The organism is Pontixanthobacter aestiaquae, from assembly GCF_009827455.1.
GTDB lineage: Bacteria > Pseudomonadota > Alphaproteobacteria > Sphingomonadales > Sphingomonadaceae > Pontixanthobacter > Pontixanthobacter aestiaquae.
In genome coordinates this window covers 2618796-2637156 of record NZ_WTYZ01000001.1, presented here as the reverse complement: position 1 = coordinate 2637156, position 18361 = coordinate 2618796, and the positions used below count along the sequence as shown (strand labels likewise).

Sequence of the window (18361 nt, the reverse complement as noted above, 5' to 3'; positions counted from 1 at the left end):
GTGACCGATCTTGGCTTGCCTTTTGCGGTTGTGGTTACGCTGTGGTTTGTGAGCACGGGCCTGGTGGCTATGCTGAATCATAGGTTGCGGCAGTCATTGGCCCGCACTCTGGCAATTTCCGGCGTGTGCGCGATTGGCGGTCTGTCATTGGTTGTGCTGACCAGTAACGTTATGGCTGATTGGGCGATCTATGCGTCTTTCGTTGGCGGTTTGCTGATCTGGAGCTGGCATGAGATCAGCTTTCTTACGGGGGCCGTTGCCGGGTCTCACCGCGATCCTTGTCCGCAAGGCGCCAAAGGCTGGGAGCGGTTTTCCGCAGCGACAACGGCGCTGATCCATCATGAAATCGCGCTGGCAATGACGGCAGGATTGCTACTGTCTCTTGCGGCCTTCACCGGCAATGCAACTGGTGCCTATACTTTCGCGTTGCTGCTGATCTTCCGGCTCTCATCGAAGCTCAATATCTATTGGGGCGTGCCGAATATGAGCGATGAACTGCTGCCGAAGCATATGGCATATCTAAAAAGCTACTTCGGCCCGAAGCGTCTGAGACCCATTCTGCTGCTCAGCATCGCGGCAATTGGCGGACTTGCGATTTACTTCGCGCTTGCTGCATCTGCGGCGACAATCTCGGGTCTGGCCATCCAGAATGCGCTGTTGTGCTGCCTGTGCCTGCTGGCCGCGCTCGAACACATATTTCTTGCAATACCTTTCCGCGATTCCGCCCTGTGGCAATGGGCACTTGACGGACGGGCGGATCGGACAGAAGGTTGAATTGAGGGGCTTTGACTATGGATTATGAGACATTTTTTGGCAGCCAACTGCAATCCGTAAGGGATGAAGGCCGCTACCGTGTCTTTGCCGAAATCGAACGCAAGCGGGGGCAGTTCCCTCAAGCAACGCGTTATGTCGCAGGTGAGACAAGCGATGTCACCGTGTGGTGCTCCAATGATTATCTAGGAATGGGCCAGCACCCAACCGTGATCGACGCGATGCATAAAGTGCTCGACGATTGCGGTGCTGGGGCCGGGGGCACGCGCAATATTTCCGGCACCAACCACCATCACGTCCTTCTGGAAAACGAACTTGCCGACCTCCATTGTAAGGAAGACGCGTTGTTGTTTACCTCTGGCTATGTATCCAACTGGGCAGCGCTCGGAACCCTCGCGGCGCGCATCCCTGGTTGTATGGTGCTATCCGATGCGCTCAACCATGCCTCAATGATCGAAGGTATACGCCACAGTAAAGCGGACCGGATGATTTTCGAGCATAATTCGCCCGAGGACCTTGATCGTAAATTGGCGACGCTTGATCCCGACCGGCCAAAACTGGTGGCGTTTGAAAGCGTCTATTCGATGGATGGCGACATTGCGCCCATCGCGGAAATTCTGGATGTGTGCGAAGCGCATAATGCGATGAGCTATATCGACGAAGTGCATGCGGTTGGCCTGTATGGTCCGCGCGGCGGCGGGGTTGCCGAACGTGAAGGCTTGATGGACCGGATCACCGTTATCGAAGGTACGCTGGGCAAGGCATTCGGCGTAATGGGCGGCTATATCGCGGCGTCGAAGAATCTGTGTGATTATGTCCGTACTTTCGCCAGTGGCTTCATCTTTACGACGGCTTTGCCGCCGACGATTGCGGCCGGTGCCTGCGCGAGTATCAAGCATCTGAAGCAAAGCAATCATGAGCGCGACCGCCAGAAAGAGCGTGTTGCGAAGGTACGCGGTGCGTTGGACCGATTGGGGATTCCGCATCTCGACAATCCGAGCCACATCATCCCGGTGATGGTGGGTGATGCGCATAAGTGTAAATTCATCAGCGATTGGCTGATGGACAATCACGGCATTTACGTGCAGCCGATCAATTATCCGACTGTTCCGCGCGGTGAAGAGCGCCTGCGCCTGACGCCGTCCCCGGTGCATACCGATGGAGATATCGACCGCTTGCTGACCGCGCTCAGTGAAATCTGGTCGCGATGCGAATTGGCAAGGCGCGACGTTGCTGCGTGAATGCTGAGCCAATGACTCCCGGCAAAAGATGACAAAGAAAAAGGGGCCGGAAATCCGGCCCCTTTTCATTTTTAACGCACCGTCAGATCAGCTTGGATCTTTCAAATACGCAATCACATTGGCACGGTCCTGAGCCTTTGGCAGGCCAGGGAAAATCATTTTGGTCTTCGGAATAGTCCGCTGAGGGTCTTCCAGATAGACATACAATTGCTCTTCGGTCCAAGTCAGGCCACTATTTGCGTTGGCTGGCGAATAGTTGAAGCCGTCAACCGAACCCGCAGGCCGACCGACAATACCAGCCAATGACGGACCAGTTTTGTTTACGCCTTCTTTCGTTTCGTGACAGGTGCGGCATTGTGCAAACACGGCTTTCCCGGCTGCTGCGTCTCCGGTCAGGCTGGCGTAGCTAATTCCGTCGGTAGTTGCCATCGGGTCGCCGTCAGCCGCTGGTTCAGCAGCGGGCGCTTCTTCGGCTGGCTCTTCAGCAGGCGCTTCCGCCGCCGGTTCTTCAGCTGCCGGTTCGGCCGGTTCAGAACCACCACCGGAACATGCCGCAGTCATGATCGCCAAAGCGGCCACGCCTGCCAGTGCATTAATTTTTCGCATACTAACTCCCTTTCACAAGACTCCGTGTCTCCCGCGATCAGACTAACCTACTAAGGCTGTAATTGGAAGGGTTTAACCCCTGAGCATACTGCCGGTACTCGAATGCCTAATTGGATTCCAAATCCGTTTCCTTCAAAACGGTCCCTCGAGTGCGGTGAACAAATGCATAGATCAGGCCGATTACCGGCAGCGTCACAGCTGCGATGACCAGATCTGCAGAAGAGCCGCTCGGCCAGGCCCATACGCCTTTAATCAGGAATCCGATCAGGCCGACCAGATAATAGGCCGCCGCAATGACCGACAAACCCTCGACCAGACTTTGCAAGCGGAATTGCAATTGTATAGATCGCTCCATGCGCTTGGTCAGGATGAGGTTCTGCTCTTTGATCCGCGTATCGACACGCACATCAAGCGTGTGCATCACGCGGGAAATGCGCTCTGCGATCCGGGCAAGGCGGTCGGTAAATACCGAGCACGTGCGGGCCGCAGGAACCAGTCGCCGCTCGGTAAATTCGGTGAGACTTTGCAAGTTTGACACGGTTTTTATCGACAGGCCGGCGAGGCGGTCGGCAGCTACTCCAGCATAGGCTGCGGTCGCGCTCAGCCGAAATCCTGTTGCAGAACGGATAACTTCCAATTTGGATGATATCTCGATCAGCTCCTGCAGCAGATCATCATCGTGGGCTCCATCTTCGGCTAATGCTACTCGCTCCGCGTGATCGGAAAGCTGGGCCTCTAAGGCGTCGGCTTTTGGGCCGTATTCCTGAACCAAAGGCAGGCCCAACAACGCCAAGTTTCGATAATTGCCGAGCTCTTGCAGGCGCTGGATGATCCTGCCTCGTTCCGGGGCGGAAACATCGCCTGCGGTGGCAATCAGGCGTCCATATCCGTCACCGCGAATGCCGAAGTCAGACCAAATCCTGAGATCGCCACTGACATCCGAGCAGACGAGCTCGTTCAGATCCATTCCATGGGTCTGCAAATGCTGGTCGATGTTGCTCGCATCGGGGATCACAAACACGCGAGTGGCCCGTATGACCGGACCGTTCCATTCCTCCAACCACCGGATGTATGGTGCATTCGCTTCTTCCGTTCCGCCGTTCGGCAGGATCAGCGTGAGCGTTGTCGCCTCGGAATGGCGTTCCCACAGAAAGTGAATGCCCGATTTGCAATGCCCGGCGGCGTAGCGTTCGCGCACGGCCCATTCATCAAAATCGGGTTTGTCGCCCATCAAGCGGCCATCTTCTTTGTGACGATCGTCGGCGCTTAGCAGCCGGACAGCCTGATATATCTCGCAATGCCCGGGAACCGGCGCAAATTTGCGCAGATGCATTTCGTTGACGGCCCATTGCCTCAGCGGATGGTCGGTCGGTCGCATAGTAGCCCCTCCAGTCCGATTATTTGCGTGTCTTACCGCAAAATTGCCCGCCTGTCCTTCGTGCTCTTCGGTTGTGATCCGCAACCGGTTATGGCGCCGGCCCGCATAGGATTGCACACCGCCATGGAGGCTGACTGTGTGATTAACGCAACAGCAAGGCGAAAAGTGTGCATCTCATGGGAACCGCTTTGACAAGCCATGCCGCCTATTGCAGTTAACCGACCATCTAGGGACTGGGGGTCTCCGATAAGCTATTGCTAACGCTCAATATGTTTGAGAATCATAGTTCAGCAATAGAATGTCATGCACTCAAACGTCGCTAAAAGTCGCAACCGGAGTAATTATGAAAAAGTTTCAAGAGAGCGCGCTGAAGGGCTTGGCCTGCTCAGTATCAGCAATGGCGATGATCCTATCCGCACCTGTCATGGCGCAGGATACCGATCCAGAGCCGGCCGAAGAGGAAGAAGAGCAGGTTGATGTTACCGAAACCGGCGAGGCCGGTGGCGAAGAGGACGGTGCAATCGTTGTTACCGGTTCGCGGATCAAGCGCGACACCTATTCCAGCATTTCGCCGCTTCAGGTTATCACTACCGAGCAATCTCGCGAAGTGGGTTTGTTTGACGCCTCGCAAATTCTGCAGCGCGATGAATCGGCTGCAGGTCAGCAGATCGATGCAACCTTTGCTGGTTTCGTAGTCGATAATGGTCCAGGATCTGCGACGCTGAACCTGCGCGGCCTTGGTGCGGATCGCACGCTTCTGCTCGTAAACGGTCGGCGTCTGGCTCCTGCTGGTGTGGAGGGGGCTCCTTCGAACCCATCCATTAACTTGCTGCCGTCATCGCTTATTGACCGTTTCGACTTGCTGCTCGATGGCGCGAGCTCGATTTATGGCTCAGACGCGGTTGCGGGTGTTGGTAACATCATCCTGCGTAAAGACTTTGATGGTCTGGAATTGTTCGCACGCGGCGAAATTAATCCTCAGGGCGCTGGCGAGGATTATTCGATCAGCGGCGCATACGGGATCAATCTGGATCGCGGCTTTATCGGAATCGGTGTCGAATATGACCACCGTGACGCAATCCGTTTCAATGATCGCCGCTTTTTCCAAGGCTGTGCTAGCGATTATGAAGTTGATCAGGATGGCAACATCTTGACGGTCGACAAGCGGACGAATGCAATTGTGCAGAGTGACAGTAATGGCGCAATCTCCACTCTCGATAGTCCGTGTCGGATTACCGGCTTTACCAGCGACTTTCAGGGGCGTTTTGTTGTCAATGATACATTCCTAAACTCTGTTTTTGCAGTACGGAACGGCGATTTCGACAACCTGACTCAATTCGGTCTGCCAGGTTTCGGTACGCGTGAGAATCAGGTTCTTGACCCACTTGATTTGGACGGGGATGGTCTGCAAGATGTCAACAGCGCCAATTATCTTGGTGCAGGACAAAATCAGGAACAGGTGTTTCTGAGCGAACAGAATCTGATCAACGTCATGGCGTATGGCGAATACACTTTGCCGGGTGAAGCCAATATTACTCCGTACTTCGAGGTGAATTACAGCCGTGCGGAGATCACTAATGACAATTTCGGCGTCCTTCGTATCGATCCAAGGGTGCCTGCGGATAATGCGTTCAATCCTTGTAATGTTCAAACGGGTGTGGATTGCCGCGTTGTAACCAACGGGCTCTTTCAAGCTACAACCGGCAGGCCGCCAATTTATGGGCCCGGTGGATTGTTTCCTCCTTTACCGCAATTCGACATCGGCCAGAGCGTGACCGTACAACCGTTCGTGGCTGTGGCAGGTGATCGTAACAATGTCGAGATTACACAGGAGCAGTATCGCGGCGTTCTAGGCGTCCGCGGCGACCTGCCTTTCATCTCCCCAAGCTGGAGCTTCGATGCGTCGTTCGTTTACTCCCGTTCGGTCGGTAAGACCGTGCGTAACGGCCTGCGTGAAGATAAGCTTGCGTTTTCTTTGGGTATCGACCCGACGGCCGACTTCAATAACGACGGGATATTCGACAACACCGGCGATGGTATTGCCGACGATTATGATCCTGACGTGCAATTCGGGAATAACGCCATTTACAACAACCCAGGCATTACACCCTGCGATGCTAATGCCTTGGCAAATCCTGGCGCGGCGATGCCTGACCTGCTAGATGGCTGTGTGCCGGTCAATCTGTTTGCCCCGAGCCTACTCAATTCACTGGTTGGCGAATTTGCCTCGCAGGCGGAGCGGGATTACCTCATTGGACAGCGCGGCTTCGATACAATTTATGAACAGAAAGTCCTGTCTGCGTTTATGACGGGAAATTTGTTTGACCTTCAAGGTGGTCCAGTCGGTCTTGTGCTGGGTGCCGAATACAGGACCGATTCGATCGAATCCGAGCCGGATGCCGCCTTTTCGAATGGGCTTTTCCTGAATTTCAATGCTGATCAAGGAGCTGCGGGGGAGAAATATATCCTCGAAGGCTTCGGCGAACTCGACCTTCCGCTGGTTTCCGGTAAAGACTGGGTCGAAGAACTAAGCCTCAACCTCTCAGGACGTGTGACCAAAGAAGAGTTCTACGGAACGAACTTCACTTACTCGATCAAAGGTGGGTGGCGCCCGATCGAGCCGCTGCTGATGAAACTCAGCTACGGCACCTCTTTCCGTGCGCCGAACCTGCGTGAAAACTTCCTGCGTCAACAGACCTCGTTCAACACCGTATTCGATCCATGCGCAGTTCCAGCTGTCGCCATCGATACATTGGGCGGTACTGGTTATAACCCAGCCAACGATCCACGTTCTCAGGCAATTTTCGACAACTGTCGGCGAGAAGGGCGTGACCCGTTGCAAGTGGGCCTCATAGCGAATGTCGCAGGTTCGCAACAGACTAACAGCGCGCAGATTGTCTCGGGGGGGTCGTTCGATATCGACCCGGAAACTTCACGATCGCTGACCGCCGGGTTTGCGTTCGAAGAGACCTTTGGCGACGGATATGATGTTTCGGTCAACTTCAACTACTACGACATCAAGTTGAAGGATTCGATCGTCGAAGCAAATCCAGGCTTCATTATCTTCGATTGCTTCGCCCGTGAGGACGGAAACCGCAGTGCATTCTGTGATCGCCTCTCCTTCCAGCCACTGAACGGTGCTACGGGCGCGAACCCTCGTGACGCCGGTCTGGTTAGCAGGATTGAGAACAACTTCCTGAACTTCGACACCGAAAGCGTACGTGGTATCGATATCAATACCTTCTTTGGTAAAGAAGTTACCATGTTCGGGACGCTGGTTGACTTGGGGCTGAACGTTCGTGCCAATCACCTGATCGAACGAAGCACGACTTTCGTTGACGATAACGGCAATGTCACGTTTGACGAGGATGCTGGCGAATTCGGTCTGCCGAAGTGGACTGGTCGTGCGGTGTTCACTGCCGATATCGATAAGTTCCGTCTTACCTGGCAGGTGCGTTACACCGGCCCGGTCGAGCAGGATATTGACGGTATCGACGCTTTCGCTGACGCGTTTCAGAACGGTCCGGACGGTGGTTTCCCGGTTGCTCCTAATGGCGATGTGACACCCAACCAGTTTGGTAACACCTGTACCGGTGGTGGTGATGGTGGCGCAGTAGCTGGCGATGGTGTGTTCTGTCGCGACGTCGGCTTCGCATCGGAGCAGTTCCTGCATACTGCATCGGTCCGCTATCGTGATGGCGACTGGACCCTGATTGCGGGTGTTGACAACATCTTCAACACGGCACCACCGCTGGTTGATCCAACTGAAGTGACCTCGGTTGCGAATACCGCGATCGGCCTAGGTTACGATTACGATGGACGTGAGTTCTTCTTTTCTGTTCGGAAAGAGTTTTAAGTTCTCGTCCTATCTGAAAACTAACTAAGAGACGGCCCCGTAACCTTGTTATGGGGCCGTTTTCTGTTAGACCTACGTTCATCAGAATTTTCTTAGGGTAGCAAAATGAAACTTCTAAAATCGACATTCCTCGCCGCTGCTGCTGGAGCCATGGTGCTCAGCGGTGGCTCAGTTAGTGTAACTGCTCAAACCCAAAATGCGTCGACCATTCCAGTCGAAGCTTGGGCATTGCGCGATCTCATGACGAACGTGTCTCTATCGCCCAGTGGTGACAAACTGCTCCTGATGAAATTGGAGAGCAAAGAGGGCGAATATATCATGGAGATCCATGATACGAACAACCTTACCGGTAAGCCTATCCGGACTAAAGCAGACCCGATGGAGATCATTGCTGCGCGCTGGGTAAATGACCGATATATTTTCGGAACTGCCTGGCAGGTAAAGCGTAAATCAGTGAAACGTCCCGAGCAGGACATTCGTGACTATCTTGCTTTTTCGTTTGATACCGAGACGAAAAAATTCTCGAAAGTTTCCGGTAACTTCAACATCGTCAATAACCTGCCCGAAGACGATAACAATGTGTTGATCGCGACCGGGACCGCAGTGAGTGACGCGACCGGCGTTGATCCGTTCGCGGCATTCCGGCCGCGCTCGTATTATAAATTTAACTTGAAGACTGGTACTCGTTCGCTTGTCCTCAGGGGTAGTGAGAAGTATCCGACAGCGGTTTTTGACAATGAGGGCAATCCGCGCTTCACTACCAGCTATGACGCTGGCTCAAAAAAGCAGACGTTCTATTACCGTAAGCCCGGTGATAGCTCGTGGACTGAATTTCAGAGCTATGATCTTGATGACCCTGATAATCTTTACCGTGTTCTAGGCGGCTTCCAAGGATTGCAGGGATTCAAGCAGGACAATCCGAATATCGGATATTTCATCGACAATCCGGAAGGCGATAAAGCCGCGCTATATGAATTTAACTTTGACACCGGCCAGCTAGGCGAGAAACTTTTTGAACACCCTGATGCTGACGTTATAGGTATCCAAACCAGCTCTATGGCTTGGGCGGGCGACAATAAACTTGTCGCCGCCATTTACCCTGGCGCGAAGTATGAGCGTCATTGGTTTGATGAAGAAGAAAAGCAGCTTTTCGAAAACTTGCAGCGCGAAATACCGCATGCCCATCAGATCAGCATCAGCAGCCGGTCGCGTGACGGGAAGAAAATGATCGTCAATAACCGTGGCCCACGTGATCCGGGTTCTTATTGGTTGGTCATGGACGAAAAAATGATCAAGGTGGGCAGCCGAAATCCACTGCTTGACCCGGCTCAGCTTTCGGATGTGAAATACATCCGTTACACTGCTCGTGATGGTCTTGAAATCCCAGCGTACGTTACAATCCCGAAAGGTGAAGGTCCGTTTCCGCTGATCGTCCAGCACAATGGCGGTCCCCACGTCAACGCCGTGATCGGCTTTGGGGAAATGAACCAGATGTTCGCCAATGCCGGATATATGGTGCTGTATCCCCAGAACCGTATTTCTACCGGTTGGGGCCAGAAGCACTTTGACGCGGGTTATGGTGAGCATGGTCTCGCTATGCAGGACGATAAGGACGATGGCGTAAAGTACCTGATTGAGCAGGGCTTGGCCGATCCGGATCGAGTAGCTTTCTTCGGCTGGTCTTATGGCGGGTATGCGGCACTGGTTGCGGCCTCGCGCGAAGAAAACCTCTATCAATGTTCAATCGCTGTTGCAGCTGTAGCCGATGCGGAGAAAGTTTACATCGGTCGCCGCGGCACTAACCCGCCGAAAGCACTCGATGATTGGAGCAAACGCCGCGGTACGATCGGTATTAACCCGATCAACGAAGTGGCGAAGGTTAACATCCCGCTGCTCATGGTCCATCCGAAACAGGATCGCCGGGTAATGTACTTCAACTTCACAGACTACAAGAAGGCATTCGAAGCGGCGGGCAAAGTCGGTCAGTTTATGACAGTCGACGGAGCAGACCACTTCTCTAACACTTGGATGTATAGCCACCAGCAGGCATTATACACCAAGATGCTAGACTATCTCGCTAATGATTGCGGCCCAGACGGCCTGTAATAGCCGCTTAATATAGGTACCAGCCGTACAGCGTACGTAATAATGAAGAGCGGCGGCACGTAATAAGTGCTGCCGCTCTTTTTTGCCTGGATGCAGTTTTCGGGATCCGGGTCCCAAAAGTGTCCAGAACGATAATTGTCAGCTGCTAAGAACCGCTACGAGACGGTCTGCCCAATCAGTTTGTGTTAGGTGGAATTGGGTATTTCGGCATTCGTGTGCACCTTTTTGCGCAACACTTTATTCGACGACTTCCGGGCCGCTACCATCGCCGTCGAGATCGACATCTACAAAAGTCACAGTTCCTTGGCGCCCGCCGCGCTTGATTATTTTCTCTATCTTTTGTTGCCGTTCAACCATGAGGCGGGCGATTGCCGTTGGTATTTGAAGTCCTTGCCGCCCTCTGCCATTATCTAGCGCATCCTCTATCGTGCTCAAATTTGGATCTCGCTCTCCATTGGAGAGATCGGCAATATCTGTTTCGTAAATAGTTGCCTCGGCACCGATAGTCTTGTCCATGATCTCTTTGACTGGATCGTTGGCGTACTTCGCATAGTGGGCGCGAATGGCACGTGGCCAATCGCTAAAGTAAAATGATCGCGCTTCTTCGAAAATTTTTGAAACACGCAACTTCTTGCCTGATTTGTCGGTACCGCGGAGCGAGTTGATGAACTCTCTCGCTGATCGATCCAGGAGGCCGCTCAGATTATTACCATTAAATGCCTCTCTTTGGATTGATGGTCCGCCAATATCTCCGCGAAAAAAGCCATATATTACTTTGGGATCTTTCCAATTCGGATAGACGATCTTTGTCCGAATATCTTTGGGACTCATCGCGACCCCGGCCACGGTTATAAAAGGGGCTTCGTCGAGTAACTCAGGGCTGCCGCCAACAGTAAGCTGCGATGGCTGACTCAGTGGATACTGCAAGGCAATTTGTTCGATAATCGCTACGTTATGAAGGTTGAGCCAAAAAGCGAGTTGTTCGTTTTTACTGAGAGTGCTGATGTTAACAGCGTCCGCTGTTTGTTGCAGATCGACCCGGTACTCAACGAGCGACTGTGTCACTTCATCGGTGAAGAACGAAAACCCTATACGATTGCCTTCTAAACGAAAACGTGAGTCATGGCCATAAACACGCCTTGTGCCGGTGCGGCCATCCACCCGAGGGGCACCTTCGCGTATGGAGGAACCCATCGGCACAACGAAGAAGCTCAGCGCTTCGTCCCAAATCGAGTAATCAATCTTGGTTCTTACCGGATGGGCCTTTGGCACAAAGCGAGCAAATTTCTCGTTCGCTTGCGCCAATGCCACTTGTGGAGAAGGCGTTTGCGCCGACAAGGCTGTGCCGGTGAACAGCAAAGCCGCGACGCTGATTGACTTAACGAAAATGTTTGTCTTTCCCAGCATGGAAATCCCTCAAATTACAAAATGTTGGCGCAGTTCGCCATGTCGCATCTTCTCTATCACAGTGTTTCTGCAGCTACGTTTAACTGAATTGCCACGGAACTTGCCGCACCAACGCGCCGAATATGAATAGGTTTCTAGTAGTTTCAATGTAGCTATCGGTTTACGCCAATCCAGAGCGCTGATCGGCGGCTATTTGGCGTTGGTAGAAATCCCGCCACTACCTTTTTCCGCGCGATACATCTCTAGGCCGAGGGCCCAGCGCCGCTGAAAACCGCGCCAATGCTGGTCTTGTTCGGGGCCAGCCAGCCTCCCGTTCAATTGCTCGCGAAAGGCAACATCCCAAGTGCTGTCATTGGAGTCGATGGTCGGGACATTGAGGTAACTCGCTTTGTCAGAATCGCCTTTCAGATGCAGATCGAGGAATGCGGTCACAAAATGCTGGTTGATTCCGTTGAGCCGGTCGCCGCGCCACACGGGCTCACTGATGAACTCAATCGCTTGGAAACCTGTATCGGCGGCGGTTTGAAAATTATTGCCGACAATATTGTGCCGCGCCTCGCGGAATACCAGCATATGCCGATCCGCGCCGGTGAGGTTGTTAAAAAGCCATGTCACGCCCTCGTCGAAATTGACGACATCATCCTGATTGCCCGAGACGACCAGGACGGGAATTTCGATCTTGGCGAGTGCCCCGGCAGACCATGCGCGGTTATCCGGTTGTCCGCCCCAAGGCGCGAAAGTCACAAGCGCATCAATCGGCGCTGCTTCTGCGGTGACTTCGGCGAGCTTGCGTTGCGCTTCTGCAGGAATGTTGGACATAGGGTCATTGGCGAACTGATAGGACGCCCCAGCGGTGGCAAGAGCGCCATATCCTCCCATTGAATAGCCGATCAGACCGGTTCTTTCGGTGTCGATCAGTGCAAAGCTTGCGTCATCCTCCGCGCCAGCTTGCTCATGGATTGCAGTCAGCACCTGCCGTTGATCCTGCGTTCGATCGACTAGAACATTGCTGAATGAAATCGCCAACGAAGCAAGTCCATCGGCCGGCATGTCGGCGTGATCAATGGATGCGACCACATAGCCACGCGACGCGAGGTGCTCTCCCAGATTGCTGAACTGCTCGCGCCATCCGCGATAGCCATGCGACATGATGACCAGCGGGAACTTCTCGCCGGTCAGCGCGGCGGCACCAGCGCGGGCGATACCCTTGGTCGATACTTCGACAGGGTCTTGGCCCTGCGGCTCCATCACATGGTCGTAAGCGACGATCTCGCCTGCATTGCCTGCTTCGGCAGGATACCAGAAACGAACGGACAGCGTGCGCTCATTCTCGTTCAGGCCGCCCGCCACCATGCTCATTCCGCCGATCTGTGTCCGGCCCGGCAGGCTGTAGTCTTGCACAAATGTGCCGACCGCATAATCGCCGGTCCGGCCCAGTTCGGGTGTCTCCCCGCTTTCACCAGCATGGATTGTTGGCGAAACAACATATGCTGTTGCGGCTGCCCCGGCGGCGAGTACGCCTACTATACCGAGTGCAATGTTACGTTTTCTCATATGCGGTGTACCCGATTAGATATCGTCGGCGGAGACATATTCTTCCACGTCGATTTCACCCGCCATCCGGCCAACAGCCACCGCCACGGTCGCGTCGCCTGTAACGTTGGTCATGGTGCGCATCATGTCCATAATGTGGTTGATACCCGCTACAAGCGCGACTGTTTCCAGTGGTACTCCGATGGAGGTCAGAACCAGTGTCAGCATGATTAGGCCTGACCCGGGGATCCCGGCAGCTCCGACAGAGCCCAGAGTCGCGGTAATCGCTATCAGTACATAAGACATCCAAGACAGCTCGATCCCGTAGACATTGGCACCGAACACCGCAACGAGCCCAAGATACATCGCTGTGCCGTTCATATTGATTGTTGCGCCAAGCGCGACAACGAAGCTGGAAACGGACCGCGATACGCCCAGATTGCGCTGTACGCAGCGCAGTGTCACCGGCAGCGCGGCATTCGATGAAGCGGTCGAGAATGCAACGACCTGAGCATCGACAATACCGCGGAAGAAATCGACGACTGGCAGCTTTGCGATAAACTTGATGATCGTCGGGTAGGCTACCAAGATTATGATAAAGCAACCGATATAATTGAAGAGCACGACCTGAGCGAGGCTTTGGAGCACGTCCAAGCCGAGTGTCCCAGCTACCCAGACCATCAGCGCAAACACACCGAATGGCGCCAATTCCATCACGATCATGGTCATTCGCTGCATGACAGCGGCGCCGGCATCCATCGCTTTGACGATGGGGGCGGCCTCCTTACCCGCCATCAGCACCGATATACCGAAAAGCAATGCGAAGATGATCAGCGGCAGAACTTGCCCTTCGGCCATTGTCGCGACCGGATTGTCGGTCACCATTGACAGGATCATATCTACTGCAGTGGTCGTCGCTGCGTCCGGCACGTCCGCGCCTTCGGGCAATTGCACATCAAGACCTTTGCCGAGGCCAGCCACAGTCGCCATAGTCAGGCCCAGCGAGACCGAGAACGCGGCAGTCGCAGCGAAAATCATCAATGCTTTGCCGCCCACATTGCCGAGCTTTTTCAGATCGCCCAGCGCGGCGATTCCCGAAACGAGCGAGAAGAAAATGAGTGGGACGATCAGCATCTTGATCGCCTTGATGAACAGGTCGCCGATCCACTTGATGCTGGTTGGATCCGCGCCGCCGAACAGACCATATTCCTGCCACGCCCAGCCGAGCGCTGTACCGACTATCAGCGCCCCGATAACGCGTTGCCAAAGGGGAATGGAAAACCAGACTTTAAACATCGCAGATCCCTGTCAAACGGGCGGTTCCCCCGCCGCTGTAAGGGAGGACCATCCGCGAAAGCGCGGTGGCAGTCAAACGGGTTTTGACTTTACCCCCATAGACCTTGGTTCAGGTCCAACGAGTGCGCAGTCAGGCCTGTACGACTTCCTGTTTGATCGCGCCGAAGATCGTATGGCCGTCCTTGTCCTTCATTTCGATCTTCACGGTATCGCCGGGCTGCATAAAGCGCGTTTTGGGACCGCCATCATAGATCGTTTCGATCATCCGGATTTCGGCGATACAGCTATAGCCTGAGCCCCCTTCGCTCACCGGCTTACCCGGGCCGCCATCTTCGCCTTTGTTGGAAACTGTTCCTGATCCGATTATTGTGCCTGCAGCCAGATTGCGGGTCTTGGCAGCATGCGCGACCAATTGCGCGAGGTTGAATGTCGCATCGACGCCGGCTTCCGCCCGGCCGAAAGCTTCGCGGTTGTAATCCACCAGCAGTGGAAGATGGATCAGGCTGTCCTTCCACGCGTCGCCCAGTTCATCAGGTGTGACGGCAACGGGTGAGAATGCGCTGGAGGGTTTGGATTGGAAGAAGCCGAAGCCTTTTGCCAATTCGCCCGGGATCAGACCGCGGAGCGACACATCGTTGACGAGCATTACCAGTTTAATGTGATCCGCCGCATTCTCCGCAGACACGCCCATTGGCACATCGCCCGTAATCACAGCGACTTCGCCCTCCATGTCACAGCCCCAAGCGGTGTCGCCGAGCGGGATGTCCTGGCGCGGAGCGAGGAAAGTGTCGCTGCCGCCCTGATACATCAGCGGATCGTGGTAGAAGCTGTCTGGAACTTCGGAATTGCGCGCTTTGCGGACCAGTTCGACGTGGTTGATGTAAGCGCTGCCATCGGCCCATTGATAGGCGCGGGGCAGGGGTGAATGCGCGTCATTCTCGTGGAAACGCTCGCAAGGCACAGTCTGATGCTCGACGTCACGGTATAGCGCCTCGAGGTTGGGCGCGACTTCATCCCAATTGTCGAGCGCATATTGCATCGTCGGCGCGATATTGTCCGCTGCGCAATAGCGGGTGATGTCTTTGGATACGACAACCAGCTTGCCATCGCGGGTACCGTCTTTGAGCGTTGCAAGTTTCATGGATTATACTTTCTCTGGGCCATTCTCTGGACTGTCGGGTTGATTATCTGGGTGCGCGCGCTGGAAAGTTTCGAGCGCGAGGCATGCTGTTTCAATGCGCGTCATATGCGGGCTGTTCCCGAGATCGTATTCAAACCGCCGCGCATTGTAGAGCTGCGGTAGCAGAACGACCTCGAAGATACCGGGCGTATCGAACAGAAAATCGCCACTACCCAGCTGTGCCAGTCGTGCTTCGACCGGGACGAGCGTTTTTGCGAGCCAGTGGCGATACCATTTGCCGACTTCATCCTGTGATTTGCCATATTCCTCCTTGAGGAATTTCAGCACCGGCAGGTTCAACGGTGCGTGCAGTTCAGTTGCAATGGCATAGGTGAGTTCGCGGGCGGTGTAGCGGTCCTCGGGTGTGGATGGCAGAAGCGGCGCATCCGGATAGGCTTCATCCAGCCATTCAATGAGCGCCATACTTTGCGCACGGTCGCGGCCACCGGCTTCCAGCATCGGTACGGTTGCAAACGGGTTGCGGCCCCTGAACGCCTCGCCTTTCTGCTCGCCTTTGAGCAGATTAACCGGCACACTCTCGTATTCCAGCGCCTTTAGCTCCAGTGCGATGCGCAACCGGTAGCTGGTCGAGCTGCGATAATATCCGTGAAGCTTCATCATCTCAGCCGATTCTACCCTCGGTAAATCCTACAGGATGGAACACATGGAACACGGTCCAATAGCAAAGAAGTTCCATGCCTAAAACCACCATGCGAGCTATCTCGAAAGTGGGTTTGTGGTGCGTCATGGCGCCTTTCTGCCATACGCTGCGCCAGTAGGACAGCAGCGATCAAAATGCCGCCAGCCCAGTGATTGCGCGGCCAAGGATCAGCGCGTGGACATCATGTGTACCTTCATAGGTGTTCACCGTTTCGAGGTTCACCATATGCCGGATCACTTGGTATTCATCGCTAATGCCGTTGCCGCCATGCATATCGCGCGCCTGACGAGCGATATCGAGCGCTTTGCCGACATTGTTGCGCTTGACGATGCTGATCATTTCCGGCGCGAATGCCTCTTGGTCCATCAGACGACCGACTTGCAATGATGCTTGCAAGCCGAGCGCGATGTCGCTCATCATATCGGCGAGCTTCTTTTGATAAAGCTGTGTGTTCGCCAGCGGGCGGCCGAACTGCTTGCGATCAAGGCCATATTGGCGCGCCGCATGGAAGCAGAATTCTGCCGCGCCCATGCTGCCCCAGCTAATCCCGTAGCGTGCGCGATTGAGGCAGCCGAACGGGCCCTTAAGCCCTTGGACATTGGGCAACAGCGCCTCTGCAGGCAGTTTGACCTCATCCATCATAATCATACCGGTGGTCGAAGCCCGCAGGCTCAGCTTGCCCTCAATCTTCGGTGCGGAAAGGCCTTCCATGCCCTTCTCCAGCACAAAACCGCGGATCCCGTCGGCATGGGCTTCGCTCTTCGCCCACACAACAAACACGTCCGCGAAGGGTGAGTTGGAAATCCAGGTCTTGGCACCCGAAAGCGAATAGCCATCGCCGTCTTTCTTGGCATAGGTACGCATCGATCCGGGATCGCTGCCGGCATCGGGTTCGGTCAGGCCGAAGCAGCCGATCAATTCGCCGCTAGCCAGGCCGGGAAGATATTTCTGGCACTGTTCGGCTGATCCATATGCATAGATCGGGTGCATCACGAGACTTGACTGGACGGAAGCCATCGATCGGTAGCCGGAATCGACCCGCTCAATCTCACGTGCGATCAGGCCGTAGGACACATAACTGGCATCTGCGCCGCCATATTCCTCTGGAATAGTCGCACCGAGCAGTCCCGCCTGGCCCATCAACGGGAACAGTTCAGGCGCGCTGGTTTCGTTGCGATAGGCCTCTTGAACGCGTGGCTGCAACTCGCTCTGCGCAAAGCCATGCGCGGCGTCGCGGATCATCCGCTCTTCTTCGGTCAGCTGGGATTCCAGATTGAACGGATCTTCCCAGTTGAATGGCACCATGCCAGCCATAGTTACTCCTGAAACTAGTTTAGTGTGCCTCTTGCAGGACTCATCCTGCGCCGCAAGTGCAGTCTTATCAAGAGGGGTTGCGCTGCGTTGCTGCGTGGAGTGCGAGTGTACGCTCCGCTTCACGCAAATGGAGAATTTCCGTCATTCGCCCACCGACTTTGATCACACCCTTTCCCGCGTTCTCAGGCGCGGCGAAGGCATCGCGGATTGATTGCGCTGTACGCACCTCAGCGGCAGATGGACTGAAGGCAGCATTGGCAATCGCGAGTTGTTTGGGATGGATCAGTGTTTTGCCATCGAAGCCCATATCGGCACCTTCGCGGCATTGCGTAGCCAAGCCTTCCTCGTCGCCGATATCGTTAAACACGCCGTCGAGCACCGACAGTCCGTAAGCTCGGGCGTTGATAACCGCTTGAGCAAGCACAGGCTGGAACGGTGCGCGCGCTGTATCCAGCTTCGCCCGCATTTCCAGCGCAAGATCGTTGGTGCCCATCACATAGGTAGTCAGTTCGGCCGCCGCCGCTTTTGCAGAGATCGCGCTGAGCTGAGTAAACGCAATGCAGGTTTCCAGCATCGCCCACAATTCCGGACCAGTGCCAAGCTGTTGCCGGTAGATACCCGCTTCATCAGGATGGCAAAGCTTCGGAACCAGAACCGCATCGGGCCCGCATCCGGCGAGGGCGGTAATATCTGCCGGTCCCCATTCGGTATCGAGCGCATTGACCCGAACGACCAGAATCCGGTGACCGAAGCCGCCTTCATTGACGGCTGCGACCGCCGCCGCCCGGGCGTCTACCTTGGCCTCCGGCGCGACAGCATCCTCCAGATCAAGGATTACCGCATCGCAATCTGCGCGGCGCGCTTTCTCGACCGCGCTCGCCCGATTGGCTGGGAGATAAAGGGCGGAACGCAAAGGGCGAATGGTCATGATCGATCCTATTATGGTCCCTGTTCTTTAGAGGAGGGGCAGCGAGACTTAGCGATGCGGAGCAGAGCCTAGTCGCAGTGGGGT

At 54.9% G+C, this 18361-nt stretch carries 13 protein-coding genes; 4 read left to right on the top strand and 9 right to left on the bottom strand.

Annotated elements, in window-relative coordinates; genetic code table 11:
* A complete protein-coding gene (puhE, locus tag GRI35_RS12530; RefSeq protein ID WP_328598443.1) occupies positions 1–774 on the top strand; it encodes a putative photosynthetic complex assembly protein PuhE in 774 nt (257 codons plus the stop codon).
* Between the two features lie 17 nt (positions 775–791).
* Complete coding sequence (gene hemA, locus GRI35_RS12525) at positions 792–2012, top strand: 5-aminolevulinate synthase (RefSeq protein WP_160614465.1); 1221 nt, start codon at positions 792–794, stop codon at positions 2010–2012.
* Positions 2013–2099: 87 nt separating this feature from the next.
* On the opposite strand, the gene GRI35_RS12520 is transcribed toward hemA, so the two are convergent.
* The gene (locus GRI35_RS12520; RefSeq protein WP_160614464.1) at positions 2100–2618 is read right to left on the bottom strand and encodes a c-type cytochrome; all 519 of its coding nucleotides are present in this window, start codon (positions 2616–2618) and stop codon (positions 2100–2102) included.
* A gap of 106 nt (positions 2619–2724) precedes the next feature.
* Positions 2725–3996: a DUF3422 domain-containing protein gene (locus GRI35_RS12515; RefSeq protein ID WP_160614463.1), complete on the bottom strand. Its 1272-nt coding sequence runs from the start codon at positions 3994–3996 to the stop codon at positions 2725–2727.
* Between the two features lie 343 nt (positions 3997–4339).
* Here GRI35_RS12515 and GRI35_RS12510 point away from each other — a divergent pair, with 343 nt between their 5' ends.
* On the top strand, positions 4340–7852 hold the full coding sequence (locus GRI35_RS12510) for a TonB-dependent receptor (RefSeq protein ID WP_160614462.1): 3513 nt from the start codon (positions 4340–4342) through the stop codon (positions 7850–7852).
* 105 nt (positions 7853–7957) lie between these two features.
* Entirely contained in the window at positions 7958–9958 is a 2001-nt protein-coding gene (locus GRI35_RS12505) for an alpha/beta hydrolase family protein (protein ID WP_160614461.1), read from the top strand.
* 237 nt (positions 9959–10195) lie between these two features.
* On the opposite strand, the gene GRI35_RS12500 is transcribed toward GRI35_RS12505, so the two are convergent.
* The 7 genes from GRI35_RS12500 to GRI35_RS12470 form a co-directional block, all read right to left on the bottom strand.
* Positions 10196–11365: a DUF547 domain-containing protein gene (locus tag GRI35_RS12500; protein ID WP_160614460.1), complete on the bottom strand. Its 1170-nt coding sequence runs from the start codon at positions 11363–11365 to the stop codon at positions 10196–10198.
* Positions 11366–11554: 189 nt separating this feature from the next.
* Complete coding sequence (locus tag GRI35_RS12495) at positions 11555–12919, bottom strand: alpha/beta hydrolase family protein (protein WP_160614459.1); 1365 nt, start codon at positions 12917–12919, stop codon at positions 11555–11557.
* A gap of 15 nt (positions 12920–12934) precedes the next feature.
* Positions 12935–14194, bottom strand: a complete 1260-nt coding sequence (locus GRI35_RS12490) for a dicarboxylate/amino acid:cation symporter (protein ID WP_160614458.1) — start codon at positions 14192–14194, stop codon at positions 12935–12937.
* Between the two features lie 130 nt (positions 14195–14324).
* Positions 14325–15335 carry a fumarylacetoacetate hydrolase family protein gene (locus GRI35_RS12485; protein ID WP_160614457.1) on the bottom strand — a complete coding sequence of 337 codons (1011 nt, stop codon included), beginning with the start codon at positions 15333–15335 and terminating at the stop codon, positions 14325–14327.
* Between the two features lie 3 nt (positions 15336–15338).
* Positions 15339–15992 (bottom strand): maleylacetoacetate isomerase, encoded by a 654-nt coding sequence (maiA, locus tag GRI35_RS12480; RefSeq protein ID WP_160614911.1) that lies wholly within the window; start codon positions 15990–15992, stop codon positions 15339–15341.
* Between the two features lie 172 nt (positions 15993–16164).
* A complete protein-coding gene (locus GRI35_RS12475; protein ID WP_160614910.1) occupies positions 16165–17340 on the bottom strand; it encodes an acyl-CoA dehydrogenase in 1176 nt (391 codons plus the stop codon).
* Between the two features lie 76 nt (positions 17341–17416).
* Positions 17417–18277, bottom strand: coding sequence for an HpcH/HpaI aldolase/citrate lyase family protein (locus GRI35_RS12470; protein ID WP_160614456.1), 861 nt, complete (start codon positions 18275–18277; stop codon positions 17417–17419).
* Positions 18278–18361: the final 84 nt, after the last annotated feature.